At 72.2% G+C, this 14469-nt stretch carries 11 protein-coding genes; 5 read left to right on the top strand and 6 right to left on the bottom strand.

What is annotated here, in order from left to right:
• Positions 1-8: 8 nt before the first annotated feature.
• From ACFYWX_RS21070 to ACFYWX_RS21060, 3 genes are all read right to left on the bottom strand, one after another.
• Positions 9-578 (bottom strand): helix-turn-helix domain-containing protein, encoded by a 570-nt coding sequence (locus ACFYWX_RS21070; RefSeq protein ID WP_389425574.1) that lies wholly within the window; start codon positions 576-578, stop codon positions 9-11.
• A 489-nt stretch (positions 579-1067) separates the two neighbouring features.
• A complete protein-coding gene (locus tag ACFYWX_RS21065; RefSeq protein WP_389425573.1) occupies positions 1068-2894 on the bottom strand; it encodes an ABC transporter permease/substrate binding protein in 1827 nt (608 codons plus the stop codon).
• A complete protein-coding gene (locus ACFYWX_RS21060) occupies positions 2887-3969 on the bottom strand; it encodes a glycine betaine/L-proline ABC transporter ATP-binding protein (protein ID WP_389425572.1) in 1083 nt (360 codons plus the stop codon). Before ACFYWX_RS21060 ends, ACFYWX_RS21065 begins: the two co-directional genes overlap by 8 nt.
• A 218-nt stretch (positions 3970-4187) precedes the next feature.
• On the opposite strand from ACFYWX_RS21060, the gene ACFYWX_RS21055 reads away from it, so the two are divergent.
• Both ACFYWX_RS21055 and ACFYWX_RS21050 read left to right on the top strand, forming a co-directional pair.
• The gene (locus ACFYWX_RS21055) at positions 4188-5117 is read left to right on the top strand and encodes a 5'-3' exonuclease H3TH domain-containing protein (protein ID WP_389425674.1); all 930 of its coding nucleotides are present in this window, start codon (positions 4188-4190) and stop codon (positions 5115-5117) included.
• Between the two features lie 124 nt (positions 5118-5241).
• A complete protein-coding gene (locus tag ACFYWX_RS21050; protein ID WP_389425571.1) occupies positions 5242-6087 on the top strand; it encodes a siderophore-interacting protein in 846 nt (281 codons plus the stop codon).
• 49 nt (positions 6088-6136) lie between these two features.
• Here the strand turns inward: ACFYWX_RS21050 and ACFYWX_RS21045 are convergent, their stop codons facing one another.
• Complete coding sequence (locus ACFYWX_RS21045) at positions 6137-6835, bottom strand: gamma-glutamyl-gamma-aminobutyrate hydrolase family protein (protein WP_389425570.1); 699 nt, start codon at positions 6833-6835, stop codon at positions 6137-6139.
• Between the two features lie 61 nt (positions 6836-6896).
• On the bottom strand, positions 6897-7631 hold the full coding sequence (locus ACFYWX_RS21040) for a FadR/GntR family transcriptional regulator (RefSeq protein WP_389425569.1): 735 nt from the start codon (positions 7629-7631) through the stop codon (positions 6897-6899).
• A gap of 85 nt (positions 7632-7716) precedes the next feature.
• Between ACFYWX_RS21040 and ACFYWX_RS21035 the strand changes: the two genes are divergently transcribed.
• The 3 genes from ACFYWX_RS21035 to ACFYWX_RS21025 are packed head-to-tail and all read left to right on the top strand — an operon-like array spanning position 7717 to position 11277.
• Positions 7717-9084 carry a glutamine synthetase family protein gene (locus ACFYWX_RS21035; protein ID WP_389425568.1) on the top strand — a complete coding sequence of 456 codons (1368 nt, stop codon included), beginning with the start codon at positions 7717-7719 and terminating at the stop codon, positions 9082-9084.
• An 8-nt stretch (positions 9085-9092) separates the two neighbouring features.
• Positions 9093-10490: an aldehyde dehydrogenase family protein gene (locus tag ACFYWX_RS21030; protein WP_389425567.1), complete on the top strand. Its 1398-nt coding sequence runs from the start codon at positions 9093-9095 to the stop codon at positions 10488-10490.
• A gap of 7 nt (positions 10491-10497) precedes the next feature.
• Complete coding sequence (locus tag ACFYWX_RS21025) at positions 10498-11277, top strand: 3-oxoacyl-ACP reductase (protein WP_389425566.1); 780 nt, start codon at positions 10498-10500, stop codon at positions 11275-11277.
• 110 nt (positions 11278-11387) lie between these two features.
• Here the strand turns inward: ACFYWX_RS21025 and ACFYWX_RS21020 are convergent, their stop codons facing one another.
• Positions 11388-12590, bottom strand: coding sequence for an amino acid deaminase/aldolase (locus tag ACFYWX_RS21020; RefSeq protein ID WP_389425565.1), 1203 nt, complete (start codon positions 12588-12590; stop codon positions 11388-11390).
• Positions 12591-14469 lie beyond the last annotated feature (1879 nt).

The following is a 14469-nucleotide window of genomic DNA, read 5'->3' as shown; positions in this document are numbered from 1 at the left end:
ATCCGACCTCACCGCCGCGAGCGGTTCTGCACCGCCTCGACGTGCTCGGCCACCGCGACGACGACCACGCGTGTGTCCGGCACGGTCGCCCGCCAGCGGTGGCGCACCCCGCCGGTGAGGTACAGGGTGTCGCCGCGGCCGAGCCGGTAGGCGCGCCCCTCCGCCTCGATCTCGACGGCTCCGTCGGCGACGTACATCAACTGGTCGTTGCGGTACTGGAATTCGCGACCCGCCTCGTGGTCACCGGTGAACTCCGAGGCGTGCATCTGGTGGTGACCGCGCACCAGGGCGCGGGTCCGGGGCCCGGGGCCCGGCTCGGTCACCTCGGCGCGGACGACATCGACACTGCACGCCGGGTCGGCGGCCGCGAGGAGTTCCACGGCGGTGGTGCGCAGCGCATCGGCGACCCGCTCCAGGGAACTGCGGCTGGGCCGCGCCCGGTCGTTCTCGACCTGGCTCAGGAAGGGGACCGACAGGCCACTGCGCTCGGCGACGACGGCCAGGGTGAGCTGCAGGGCCCGGCGCCGTCGCCGCACGGCCGCGCCGACCCGCAAGGGCTGTTCTTTGTGGTCGCCCATCGCTCCGGCTCCCTGCTTCGCTCGTCGGTCCGCCGTCCGCGCGTCCCGCTGCGGGCGCACTCCTCCTGAGGAGTTCTCTGCACCCTACGCATGTTCGGCAAACCGTTTCATGCGCCCGTCACATCGACGTCACGTGGGGGTTGCCCGGACCTGCTGGATCGCGCCAGTAGATCAGCTCCCCGGCCTCGTCGGCAGCGGATTTCCGCCTTCGGTCGCCCTTCCTCCCTCCTTCGGGACGAAGAGGCTGACCAGGAGGGGCAGCGGAGGGCCGGCGGCCGCGCCCGAGCCGCGCGACGGGGCCGTCGTCATGGCCGCGGTGGTCGGGGTTCCCTGCGGAGACGGGTGAGTTCGGGCAACGGCTTGACGTTCCGTGGTTGTCCGGATCCCGCCAGTAGGCATCCCGGCACGCCAGAAGGGGCGGGCTTCGCCCTACGTGTGGAAGACGTAGGGGGAAGCCCGCCCCTCGGCCGGCGGTCCGGGTGTGTCAGGTCACCCGGCCGCCTGGCTCTTTCCGACCGACTTGGCGACCGGGGCCCACTTGTCGGTCAGGCCCGGGTGCTGCCGCAGCCAGGTGCGGACGGCGTCCTGTTCCTTGCCCTTGCCGGCCTTCTGGATCTGTGCCTCCAGGCCGGTGAGCTGCTCCTCGGTCATCGAGAAGTTCTTGAGCCACTTGCCGACCTCGGGGTTGTCGGCGGCGAAGTCCTTGCGGGCGAGGGTGTGCACGCCGTCGCCCTTGCCCCAGGCGCCCTTGGGGTCCTTGAGCTTCTTCAGGTCGTAGTCGCTGTAGGCCCAGTGCGGCGACCAGAGTGTGACGGCGATCGGCTGCTTCTTGGCGTAGGCACGCTTGAGCTCGGCGAGCATCGCGGGGGTCGAGCCGTCGACGACGTCGTAGGAGCCGTCGAGGCCGTACTCCTTCAGGACCTTGTCCTTGAGCAGGCCCATCATGCCGGCGCTCGGCTCGATGCCGACGATCTTGCCGTCGAACTCGGAGGCGTGGTTCTTGAGGTCCGCCAGGGAGTTCACGTCCTTGACATACGACGGAACGGAGAGCTCCAGGGAGGTGGGGCCGTACCAGGAGCCGAGGTCGTCGAGCTGCTTGCCGTACTTCTTCCAGTACTCGGCGTGGGTGGTGGGCAGCCAGGCGTCGGTCTGGAAGTCGATCTGACCGGTGGCGACGCCGGTGTAGAGGGGGCCGGCCGCGTACTGGCTGGTGGTGACCTTGAAGCCGCGCTCCTCCAGGAGCTCCTTCCAGAGGTACGTGGAGGCGATGCCCTCGTCCCACGGGATGTAGCCGATCTTGATCTCCTTGCCCTTGCCGACGTCCGTGGCGGAGGCCTCCGCGGTGCCGGAGGAGGTGCCGAAGACCCCCAGGCCGCCGGCGACCAGGGCGAGGACGGCCACGCCGACGACCGCGACGACGGGGCGGGGGCGGTGGTTCCACAGCTTCGGGCCGCTGGTGGCGCGGGCCTTGGCGGCGGCACGGCGGCCGAGCGGCGAGATGTGCGTGCCCAGCGCGCCCGTCATGCGGTCCAGATAGATGGCGAGGACGACGATGCCGAGCCCCGCCTCGAAGCCGAGGCCGATGTCGAGCTGGCCGATGGCCTCGTTGACGGCGCCGCCGAGGCCGCCGGTGCCGACCATGCCGGCGATGACGACCATCGACAGGCCCAGCATGATGACCTGGTTGACGCCCGCCATGATCGTCGGCAGGGCCAGCGGCAGCTGAACGCGCAGCAGGGTGTCCCGGGGTGTCGTACCGAACGCCTCGGCGGCCTCCACGAGCTCGGCGTCGACCTGGCGGATGCCGAGTTCGGTCATGCGGACGCCGGGGGCGAGCGCGAAGATCAGGGTGGCGACGACGCCGGCCGGGACGCCCATGCCGAAGAACAGGATCGCCGGGATCAGCAGGACCATCGACGGCATCGTCTGGAGCAGGTCCAGGACGGGGCGCACGGCCGCGCTGACGGTCTTGGAGCGGGCCGCCCAGATGCCCAGCGGGAGGGAGATCACCAGGGCGATGATGGTCGCCACGAGCACCAGGGACAGGGTCGACATCGCCTTGTCCCACAGGTCGAGCGAGTCGATCAGCGCGAATCCGGCGAACGCGAGGACACCCGCGACCAGGCCGCGCAGCCACCAGGCGAGCACCGCGAGGATGCCCGCCAGCAGCAGGGGCTGGGGTGCGGTGAGGACGGTGTCGATGCCGTCGTACATGCCTTCGACGACCGTCTTGATCGCGTCGAAGAGCCAGGACATGTGCGTGACGAGCCAGTCGACGCCGGAGTCGACCCAGTCACCGAGGTGCAGCCTAGGCACGGGCGATCACCTTTCCCTCGTCGCGCGGGTCACCGCACGGCGCGGGCTCCCCCTGCTGGTCGCCGATGAAGCCGACGAGGCGCTGTTTCGGTACGACGCCGACGAGCTTTTGTTTCCCGTCGAGGACGGCGACCGGGTGCGCCACGCGCGCGCTGATCGCGCACAGCTCGGTGAAAGGGGTGTCGGGGGTCGCGGTCTCGCAGGCGCAGTCGGCCTCGTCACCGCGGAGGTCCGTGTTCATGACGGCGGAGGCGGTCAGGACACGGGAACGGTCGACGTCCTGGATGAAGGAGGCGACATAGTCGTTGGCCGGGCGCACGAGGATGTCCTCCGCGGTGCCGGTCTGCACGATGCGGCCGTCGCGCATGACGGCGATGCGGTCGCCCAGGCGCATGGCCTCGTTGAGGTCGTGGGTGATGAAGACGATCGTCTTCTTCAGCTTCTGCTGCAGGGTCAGCAGCTGGTCCTGCATGTCACGGCGGATCAGCGGGTCCAGCGCGCTGAAGGACTCGTCCATCAGCAGCAGGTCGGCGTCGGTGGCGAGGGCGCGGGCGAGGCCCACGCGCTGCTGCATGCCGCCGGAGAGCTCGTCGGGCCAGGACTTCTCCCAGCCGTCCAGGCCGACCAGGGCGAGGGCCTCGGCGGCGCGCTTCTCGCGCTGCGCGCGGGGCACGCCCTGGACGCAGAGGCCGTAGGCGGCGTTCTCCAGGACGCTGCGGTGCGGGAAGAGCGCGAAGTGCTGGAAGACCATGCTGATCTTCTTCGCGCGGACCTCGCGCAGCTCGCGGTCGCCGAGCGCGGTCAGGTCCTGCCCGTCGAAGAGGACGCGTCCGGCGGTCGGCTCCAGCAGGCCGTTGAGCATGCGCAGCAGGGTGGACTTGCCGGAGCCGGACAGGCCCATGACGACGAAGATCTGGCCCGGGTCCACGGTGAAGGAGGCATCGATGACGGCGGCCGTGGTGCCGTCTGCGCGCAGCTCCTCCCGGTCGGCTCCCTGGCGGAGCCGCTCCACTGCCTCGTCCGGTCGTCTGCCGAACACCTTGTAGAGATGTTCGGCCTCAAGCCTGGATGACACGCGTACCTTCTCTTCTCGGGGGCAAGGGTAGGGAGCGATGTGTGGTGATCTACGGTGATCCGCGCCGGTAAAAGGTTGAAAAATGCAACCGGCGCCGCTCCGAGGCGGCGCCTGCCCCCGGCGCCGCAGGCCAAACGCGCGCGTGTCCCAGTTCACAGGTCGTTCACACGTGCCACGCGAGTGAACGCCGCCGGTGACTGTCGGTGCCGTACGGCATGATGCGGGGCGTGACCGGACGACTGATGCTTCTCGACACCGCTTCCCTCTACTTCCGCGCCTACTTCGGCGTCCCGGAGTCCGTTAAGGCACCGGACGGCACACCGGTGAACGCGGTGCGCGGGCTGCTGGAGTTCATCGACCGCCTGGTCCGGGACCACCGGCCGACTCATCTCGTGGCGTGCATGGACGCCGACTGGCGCCCGCAGTGGCGGGTCGACCTGATCCCCTCCTACAAGGCGCATCGCGTCGCCGAGGAGCGCGCGGTGGGTCCGGACGAGGAGGAGGTGCCGGACACGCTCTCGCCGCAGGTGCCGGTCATCGAGGCCGTCCTGGACGCCGTCGGCATCGCGCGCGTGGGCGTCGAGGGATACGAGGCCGACGATGTGATCGGCACGTTCACGGCGCGCGCGAAGGGCCCGGTCGACATCGTCACGGGTGACCGGGACCTCTACCAACTGGTGGACGACGCGCGCGGGGTGAGGGTGCTGTACCCGCTGAAGGGCGTGGGCTCGCTGGCGCTCACCGATGAGGCCGCGCTGCGTGAGAAGTATGGGGTCGACGGCAGCGGGTACGCGGATCTTGCGCTGTTGCGCGGCGACCCGAGCGACGGCCTGCCGGGCGTGCCCGGTATCGGGGAGAAGACGGCGGCCAAGCTGCTGGCCGAGTTCGGCGACCTGGCCGGGATCATGGCGGCGGTCGGCGACCCGAGGTCGAAGCTCACGCCGTCGCAGCGCAAGCGGCTCGACGAGGCGCGGCCGTACGTCGCCGTCGCGCCGAAGGTTGTCCGGGTCGCCGGTGACGTGCCCCTGCCGGACGTGGACACGGCGCTGCCGAAGGCGCCGCGCGACCAGGCGGGGCTGGAGGAGCTGGCGGCCCGCTGGGGGCTGGGTGGGTCGTTGCACCGGCTGCTGACGACGCTCGCCGCCTGAACGCCAAGAGATCGCAAAAGGCACTCGGCAATCTCTCACGGGAGAGGCGTTGAAGGAGAAAGGAATGCTAACTTAGGTAAACCTAACCAAAGGCGTGTGGAACTTAGGCGTATGGGAGGCCGTCATGGCAGAACGTCCGGCTCGAAAGCCGCGGAAACCCCATTCCGCGCAGGTCGTCCGCACTGAACGGCTGACTCCGCACATGCAGCGCGTGGTCCTCGGGGGCGCGGGTCTGGCGGAGTTCTCCGCGGACACCTCCACCGACCACTATGTGAAGCTGCTGTTCCCCGCCGAGGGCGCGGTGTATCCCGAGCCCTTCGACGTCGAGCGCATCCGTGCGGAGTTCCCGCGCGAGCAGTGGCCGGTGACCCGTACCTACACGGTGCGCGCCTGGGACCCCATACACCGCGAGCTGACCCTGGACTTCGTGATCCATGGCGACGAGGGCCTGGCCGGGCCGTGGGCGGTGCGCGTACAGCCGGGCGAGACCGTCCACTTCATGGGCCCCGGCGGCGCCTACGCCCCCGATCCGGACGCCGACTGGCACCTGTTGGCCGGGGACGAGAGCGCCCTGCCCGCGATCGCCCGCTCCCTGGAGGCGCTGCCCCCCGGCGCCGTGGTGCGCGCCTTCGTGGAGGTGGCCGGCCCCGAGGAGGAGCAGAAGATCGACTCCGACGCTGAGGTCGTCTGGCTGCACCGGGGCGAGCGGCCCGTGGGTGAGGCGCTGGCCGAGGCCGTCCGGGCGCTGGAGTTCCCCGAAGGCCGCGTGCACGCGTTCGTGCACGGCGAGGCCGCCGCCGTGAAGGAGCTGCGCAAGCTGCTGCGGGTCGAGCACGCGATGCCGCGTGAGGACCTGTCGATCTCCGGCTACTGGCGGCTCGGCCACAACGAGGACGGGTGGCAGGCGGCCAAGCGGGAGTGGAACGCGCGCGTGGAGGCGGAACAGGAGGGCACGGCACCGGCCGCGTGACCCGCACTCGGCTTCCGGCGGGCCCAGGGCGAGGCCGCGCTGGGCCGGCTCAGGAAGCGGGCCGGGAAGCGGCTCTGACCAGGGCCCGCATCACCCGTACGTCCTCGCCCATCTCCGGATGCCACTGCACCCCCAGCACCCAGCCGGCCCCCGGCGGCAGCTCCACGGCCTCCACCGTCCCGTCCGCCGCGTGCGCCGACGGGACCAGACCTGCGCCGAGCCCGTCCACCGCCTGGTGGTGGTACGTCGGCACGGACGTCTCCTCCGGGACGACCTCCTCGTAGAGCGTGCCCGGGACCGGCTTGACCGGATGGCGGCCGAAGACGCCGACCGCCTCCACGTGCCCGTCGAGGTGCTGGACGAGCGTGCCGCCGACGGCGACGTTCAGCAGCTGCATGCCCCGGCAGATGCCCAGCAGCGGTACGTCCGCCGCCAGCGCCGCATCGATCAGAGCCAGCTCCCACACGTCCCGCTCCCGCGCCGGCGGCCCCGTCCGAGGATCGCGCTCGGCGCCGTAGCGCACGGGCTCGACGTCCGGGCCGCCCGCGATCACGAGGCCGTCGAGGCGGGCCACGGTCGCGGCGGCGTGCTCCGGAGCGTCCGGCGGGAGCATGGCGGCCAGCCCGCCCGCCCGCTGCACCAGCCGCGGATACCCCGCTGGAAGCAGCGCCGCCTCCAGCTCCCACACACCCCAGCGCGCGCCGGACTCCAGGTACGTACTGACGCCGATCAGCGGCCTGCCGCCCATGTGCTCCTCCGCCCCCTCAATGGACCACTCGCATACCTTTCCAGGGTAATCACGAGGGCCATCACGTGAGGAACCCCCTCAGCAGGGCCGCGGTTCCCGCGCAGTGCTCGCGCGTCATCTCACGCGCGCCGTCCGCGTCCCCGTCGAGCACCGCCTCCACCAGCGCGATGTGCTGGCGCTGCGAGTGCTCCAGGTTGCGCACCAGGAGCGGGATGCAATCGAGCAAGTCGTTCACCGTCGCCCGGACCGCCGCGTACTGCGCCGTGAGCGACGGCGAGCCGCACAGCTTGGCCAGGGTGAGGTGGAGCATCGTGTCCAGGCGCCGGTAGTCCGCCAGCGGCGCGTCGTGCGTACGGGCCAGCGCCTCGCGCAGCCGCCCCGCCTGCTCGTCCGTCAGCCCGTGCGCCGCGCACAGCCCCGCCGCGCCCACCTCCAGCACCTCACGGAAACGCAGCACGTCCTCGACGTCGACCTCGGCGATCCGGCGCCGCAGCTCGTCCTCGCCGCCGGCGTCCGCACGGGGCAGCACGAACGTTCCGCCGTACCGCCCGCGCCGCGACTCCACCAGCCCCTGGTCCTGGAGCACCTTCAGCACCTCGCGCAGGGTCACCCGGCTGATCCCGAGCCGCTCCGCCAGCTCCCGCTCGGCCGGCAGCCGCTCGCCCCCGGGCACCAGGCCCAGCCGAACCACCTGCAGGATCTGCTCCAGTGCCTCCTCGAAGCCGTTGCCCGCCCGCACCGGCCGCAGCACCGGAGCCAGCCGGTCCGACACCGCGCCCCCAGGTTCCTCCGGCATCCGCCCGCGCCCCCTTCCCAAGCAATGGTTCTCCGCAATACCTTATGGCTCCCGGCTGACAGAAGAAGCCGAAGGAGGCTCTCCCGTGGCAGACCGCACACCCCCGCTCAGTGTCGAGGAACTGCACACCCTCGTCGCAAGCGGTGAGATCGACACTGTCGTCCTGGCCTTCCCCGACATGCAAGGGCGTCTCCAGGGCAAGCGGTTCGCCGCCCGCTTCTTCCTCGACGAGGTACTCCACCACGGCACCGAGGGCTGCAACTACCTCCTCGCCGTCGACACCGAGATGAACACCGTCGACGGCTACGCCATGTCGTCCTGGGACCGTGGCTACGGCGACTTCGCCATGCACCCGGACCTCTCCACGCTCCGCCGCGTGCCCTGGAACGCCGGTACCGCGATGCTGATCGCCGACCTGGCCTGGAGCGACGGCTCCCCGGTCGTCGCCGCGCCCCGCCAGATCCTGCGCCGCCAGCTGGAACGCCTCGCCGAGCACGGCTTCACCGCCCAGGTCGGCACCGAGCTGGAGTTCATCGTCTTCAAGGACACCTACGAACACGCCTGGGACGCGAACTACCGGGGGCTGACCCCGGCGAACCAGTACAACATCGACTACTCGGTGCTCGGCACCGGCCGCATCGAACCCCTGCTGCGCCGCATCCGCAACGAGATGGCCGGCGCCGGCCTCACCGTCGAGTCCGCCAAGGGCGAGTGCAACCCCGGCCAGCACGAGATCGCCTTCCGCTACGACGAGGCCCTCGTCACCTGCGACCAGCACGCCATCTACAAGACCGGCGCCAAGGAGATCGCCGCCCAGGAGGGCGTCTCGCTGACCTTCATGGCCAAGTACAACGAGCGTGAGGGCAACTCCTGCCACATCCACCTCTCGCTCGCGGACGCCGACGGCACCAACGCCATGGCCGCGTCCGACGACCCGCACGGCATGTCCGACACCATGCGCCACTTCCTCGCCGGACAACTGGCCGCGCTCCGGGACTTCTCACTCCTCTACGCCCCCCACATCAACTCCTACAAGCGGTTCCAGCCCGGCTCCTTCGCCCCCACCGCCGTCGCCTGGGGCCACGACAACCGCACCTGCGCCCTGCGCGTCGTCGGCCACGGCCGCTCCCTGCGCTTCGAGAACCGGCTGCCCGGCGGCGACGTCAACCCGCACCTCGCGGTCGCCGGTCTCGTCGCCGCCGGCCTGTACGGCATCGAGCACAAGCTGGAGCTGCCCGAGCCCTGCCCCGGCAACGCCTACACCGCCGAGTACGCGCACGTCCCCACCACGCTCCGCGAGGCCGCCGAACTCTGGGAGAACAGCCCGATCGCCAAGGCGGCCTTCGGCGACGAGGTCGTCGCGCACTACCGCAACATGGCGCGCGTCGAGGTGGAAGCCTTCGACGCCGCGGTGACCGACTGGGAGCTGCGCCGCTCCTTCGAACGCATGTGAGGCCCCCTTTGTCTTCCGAGTACTCCGCGTACGCGTCGTCCTCCGAGTCCGCGCTGGAAGTGCTGAACCCGGCGACCGAGGAGGTCGTCGCCACGGTCGCGGCCGCCACCGCGGCCGACGTGGACGCGGCGGTGGTACGGGCCGCGCGGGCCCAGTCCGCCTGGGCCGCCCTCGCGCCCGGCGACCGCGCCCGGCTGCTGCGCCGCTTCGCCGCCACCGTCGACGACCACCTCGAAGAGCTGGCCCGGCTGGAGGTCCGCGAGGCCGGACACACCATCGGCAACGCCCGCTGGGAGGCCGGCAACGTCCGAGACCTGCTCGACTACGCGGCTGGGGGAGTGGAGCGGCTGACGGGCCACCAGATCCCGGTCGCCGGCGGCCTGGACGTCACGATCCTCGAACCGCTCGGCGTCGTCGGCGTCATCGCGCCCTGGAACTTCCCCATGCCCATCGCGGCCTGGGGCACCGCCCCCGCGCTCGCCGCGGGCAACGCGGTCCTCCTCAAGCCCGCCGAGACGACCCCGCTGACCGCCCTGCGTCTGGCCGAACTCGCCCTGGAGGCCGGGCTGCCGGAGGGCCTGTTCCAGGTACTGCCCGGCCACGGCCCGGTCGCCGGGGACGCACTGGTCCGACACCCCGGAGTCGCCAAGATCGTCTTCACCGGGTCGACGGCCGTGGGCAAGCAGGTGCTGGCGAAGGGCTCGGCCCTCCTCAAGCGCGTCACCCTCGAACTCGGCGGCAAGAGCCCCAACATCGTCTTCGCCGACGCCGACCTGGAAGCCGCCGCGGCCGCCGCACCCATGTCCTTCCTCGACAACTCCGGCCAGGACTGCTGCGCCCGCACCCGCATCCTCGTCCAGCGCACCGCCTACGACCGCTTCCTCGACCTCCTCGCCCCGGCGATCGAGTCGGTCCGGGTCGGCGATCCCGCGGACGAACAGACGGACATGGGCCCGCTCATCTCCAAGGTCCAGCTGGAACGGGTGCGTTCGTACGTCACGGACGATCTGGACGGCATCCGCGGCAAGGCCCCCGAAGGCGCCGGCTTCTGGTTCCCGCCCACCGTCCTCACCGGCGTCGACCCCCGCGCGCGCGTGGCCGTCGAGGAGGTCTTCGGCCCCGTCGCCGTCGTCCTGCCCTTCGACGACGAGGCGGACGCCGTGGCACTCGCCAACGCCACCGACTACGGCCTTTCCGGCTCCATCTGGACCCGGGACGTGGGCCGTGCCCTGCGCGTCTCGCAGGCAGTCCGCGCGGGCAACCTGTCCGTCAACTCCCACTCCAGCGTCCGCTACTGGACCCCCTTCGGCGGCTACAAGCAGTCCGGCATCGGCCGCGAACTCGGCCCGGACGCCCTGACCGCCTTCACCGAAACCAAGAACGTCTTCATCAGCACGGAGGCCTGAGCCGCACATGACCGAGAACATCTGCCGCCGTCTCGTCGGCCGTACCGCCGTCATCACCGGAGCCGGCAGCGGCATCGGCCTCGCCGCCACGCGCCGGCTCGCCTCCGAGGGCGCGCACGTCGTCTGCGGCGACGTCGACGAGGTCCGCGGCAAGGCAGCCGCCGACGACGTCGACGGCATCTTCGTGAAGGTCGACGTCACCGACCCCGAGCAGGTCGAGGGCCTCTTCCGGACGGCCTACGACACCTACGGCAGCGTCGACATCGCCTTCAACAACGCCGGCATCTCCCCACCCGACGACGACTCCATCCTGGAGACCGGCCTGGAGGCCTGGAAGCGCGTCCAGGAGGTCAACCTGACCTCCGTCTACCTGTGCTGCAAGGCCGCCATCCCCTACATGCGGCGCCAGGGCAAGGGCTCGATCATCAACACGGCGTCCTTCGTGGCGAGGATGGGCGCCGCCACGTCCCAGATCTCGTACACGGCCTCCAAGGGCGGCGTGCTCGCCATGTCCCGTGAACTGGGCGTGCAGTTCGCCCGGGAGGGCATCCGCGTCAACGCCCTGTGCCCCGGCCCGGTCAACACCCCGCTGCTCCAGGAACTGTTCGCGAAGGACCCGGAGCGGGCCGCACGCCGTCTGGTGCACATCCCCGTCGGCCGTTTCGCCGAGGCCGAGGAGATCGCCGCCGCCGTCGCCTTCCTGGCCAGCGACGACTCCTCCTTCGTCAACGCCACCGACTTCCTGGTCGACGGCGGCATCTCGGGGGCGTACGTCACGCCGCTGTAGAGCGCGCCGAGGCAGGGCGGGGGCGGTCGCGGACGACCGCCCCCGCCCCACGGCCCGGGCGGTCCTCGCGGGGGCGAGGCGTGGGCGTGGGCCGGGCGCCAGGACAGGTCCTAGAGGAACGTCTGCCCCTCGCCCCGGTACGTCGGGACGGTCGCCGTCACCGCGTCCCCCTCGATCAGGTGCAACACGTCGAACCGCTCGCACAGCTCACCGGCCTTGGCGTGCCGGAACCACACCTTGTCGCCGATCAGCAGGTCGTCGGCGGGTGAGCCGAGCAGCGGGGTCTGCACCTCGCCGGGCCCCTCCTGGGGGTCGTAGCGCAGCCCCTCCGGCAGGTACGGCACCGGGAGCCGGTCGCGCCCCGGCGCACCGGAGGCGGGGTAGCCGCCGCCGAGCACCGTCACGACACCGACGCCCGGCCGCCGCACGACGGGCTGGGCGAACAGCGCGGCCGGGCGCCCGCTGAAGGAGGTGTAGTTGTCGAACAGCCGCGGCACGTACAGCCCCGAGCCCGCCGCGATCTCGGTGACCGAGTCCTCCGCGGCGGTGGTCTGCACACTGCCGGTGCCGCCGCCGTTGACGTACTCCAGTTCGGGGACGACGGCCCGCACCGCCCGCACCACCGCGGCGCGCCGCTCGGCGAGTTCCCGGCGCGCGGTGGCCTGCATCAGCCTGATCGCCCTCGAGCGCAGCGGCCGCCCGGTGATCGCGTCGCCGACACCGGCGATGTGACCCTCGTACGCCATGATCCCGACGACCTTGAAACCGGGCCGCCGCGCCACCGCGCGCGCCAGGTCGGCGACCTGGGCCGGGGAGTGCAGCGGGGAGCGCAGGGCACCGACGCGCACGCGTCCGCCGAGCAGCTTGAGAGAGGTGTCCAACTCCAGGCACACACGCACGACTTCGCGTCCACCGGCGCGGGAGGCGTCGATGAGGTCGAGCTGGGAGGTGTCGTCGACCATGACGGTGACGGCGGAGGCGAGCTTGGGGTCGCCGGCGAGTTCGGCGAAACCGGTGCGGTCGGCCGACGGGTAGGCGAGGAGGACGTCCTCGAACCCCGAGCGCGCCAGCCACAGGGACTCGTCGAGGGTGAAGGACATGAGGCCCGCGAACCCGTCCTTCGCCAGGACCCTCTCCAGCAGGGTCCGGCAGCGTACGGACTTGCTGGCGACGCGGATCGGCTTCCCGCCGGCCCTGCGGACCAGGTCGTCCGCGTTGGCGTCGAAAGCGTCCAGATCCACGATCGCGAGAGGGGCGTCGAGGTGGGCGGTGGCCCGGTCGTAACGGGCCCGGTCGGCGGCACGCACAGTCATGAACGCAGCCTGCCAGACTGGATTACCGCAGGGTAGGGGGACGATCCGGGCAGATGCCCCAGGGGGCGCGGACTGGTTCCCGTTTGCGCAGGAACAACCCGTAGAGTGACGCGCACGCACGGAGGATCGACGCCGGTGGGACGCCCGCGCCGGGATGCGGGTCCTCCCGTGCGGGTATGCGTGCCCGGTACGGACTCCGCGCCGGGCCGCCCCGGGCACGAAAAAACTTACGGCCCGCACTGTTGGAAGACGGCCCGGGCACGAGGAAACGGGGGGTGCATGAGCACGGAAGCGCGCCGCGCCTCTTCCCCCCCGCGCCCCACGACCCCGCCACTCCCACCACCCCATCCTCCGACCCGGCCTGCCGACACGGACACGCCGGACGACTCGGCGGGCTCGCAGGGCGGGGTACCGGAGGGCAGCGGAGCGCAGGGCGGCCTGCCGACGGAGCTTGATGCGGGTGCGGGTTCGCGTGTGGGGGGCTGGGGCGGTTTCTTCGCCTCCCGGGTGACGGGCGCGGACGGTCTTCAGGGCTCGCGTGCGCCGGCGTCCGGCGACGGCAGGGACGGGGCTCGCCCGGCTGCCGGGGACGCGTCGTCGACCGGTGGCTCGACCGGTGGTTCGGCTGCTGCGCCGCCTGTGTGGGGTTCCGCTGTGCCGTCGTCTGTGCCGTCCTCCTGGAACGACAGTCGCCGTGACGACGCCGGCGAGACCCGTTCCGCGTCCGGTTCCCCGGACCCCGGACCCCGCCTCCCGAACTTCCGCACCGCGCCCCCACACCGCACGGCCCCACCCCCGCCGCCCGCCTCGGCCCGCTTCCCCGACACCCCACCGACTGCCGGCCGCATCGCCGCCGACCGGGACGAGCAGCAGAGCAAGCGCGCCGGGATGCCTGCGGCGGACGGCACGGGTATGCCCGCGCCGGGCGATGCGTGGTCGCGTGAGCCGGGTAGCACCGGGATACACGCGGCAGGTGGTCAGGAGGGAGCCTCCTCGGGCGGTGCCGACGGCCCCGCAACGCGTGGCGTGCCGCCGAGGCCGGGGTACCGGCCCGCCGCCGCGCCGCCCCGTGACACCGGCACGCGCACCGAAACCGCGCCGGAGACCACGGCACCCTTGCGCCCCATCCCCGGGGACGGCGCCTCGGACACCGCTCGCCGGGGTGCCACGCCCGCGGCACCGACTCGTCGCCCCGACGCTGTGCCCTACGCCGGGGGTCCGGCCCCTGAGCCGGAGGCCGCTCGCCGGGGTGCCACGCCCGCGGCACCGACTCGTCGCCCCGACGCACCGCCCGCCCCCGAGACCCGCATCGGCACCGGTGCCGTACGCCGCACTGGGGCGTCACAGCCGTCGGTCCAGGACGCCCGCCGGGCTTCCGAGCAGCCCACGTCGGGGGGCCGCCCTGGCGCCGGGGGTGCGCCTGCCCCGAATGCCCGTCCGGCTGATGTGCCGCCCGCGTCGGCGCATCGGTCAGGCCCTGGTGCCCCGCCGTCCGCTTCGGCGTCCGTACCTTCTGCCCGTCGCCCGGCCTCCGGCTCGTCGTCGACCCCGGACGGGCAGCCGGTCTCCGCCTCCTCGTCGGTCCGGGACAGCCGCTCACCCTCCTCCGCCCCCGGCACCGGCCCGGCCTCCGACGGACCCGGCTCCGCGCGCCGCCCGGCTGCCGCATCCGAGGCCGCCGCCGCCCGCCCGCCCGTCTCCGTGCCCCGCCCGACCGGCGAGCCCCGGACGCCCGAGCACAGCCCCGGCCCCGTCGTGCCACCCCGGCCCGGCACCCCGCCCCGGCCGACCATGGCACCCAGGCCCAACACCGCACACCGGCAGAGCCCCGCCCCCTGGCCCGACACCCCGCCCCGCCCCGCAGGTGCCCCGGAGTCCG

It is taken from the genome of Streptomyces sp. NPDC002888, from assembly GCF_042888465.1.
Taxonomy (GTDB): domain Bacteria; phylum Actinomycetota; class Actinomycetes; order Streptomycetales; family Streptomycetaceae; genus Streptomyces.
The sequence above is the reverse complement of the archived record's forward strand: the minus strand, read 5'-3'. Positions and strand labels throughout refer to the sequence as shown.

Excerpts from the sequence above, each read along its gene's own strand:
- ACFYWX_RS21045 (WP_389425570.1), bottom strand. The coding sequence starts at position 6,835 with ATGGGCGGCAGGCCGCTGATCGGCGTCAGTACGTACCTGGAGTCCGGC.
- ACFYWX_RS21040 (WP_389425569.1), bottom strand. The coding sequence starts at position 7,631 with ATGCCGGAGGAACCTGGGGGCGCGGTGTCGGACCGGCTGGCTCCGGTG.
- ACFYWX_RS21070 (WP_389425574.1), bottom strand. The coding sequence starts at position 578 with ATGGGCGACCACAAAGAACAGCCCTTGCGGGTCGGCGCGGCCGTGCGG.
- ACFYWX_RS21025 (WP_389425566.1), top strand. The coding sequence starts at position 10,498 with ATGACCGAGAACATCTGCCGCCGTCTCGTCGGCCGTACCGCCGTCATC.
- ACFYWX_RS21020 (WP_389425565.1), bottom strand. The coding sequence starts at position 12,590 with ATGACTGTGCGTGCCGCCGACCGGGCCCGTTACGACCGGGCCACCGCC.
- ACFYWX_RS21055 (WP_389425674.1), top strand. The coding sequence starts at position 4,188 with ATGCGGGGCGTGACCGGACGACTGATGCTTCTCGACACCGCTTCCCTC.
- ACFYWX_RS21050 (WP_389425571.1), top strand. The coding sequence starts at position 5,242 with ATGGCAGAACGTCCGGCTCGAAAGCCGCGGAAACCCCATTCCGCGCAG.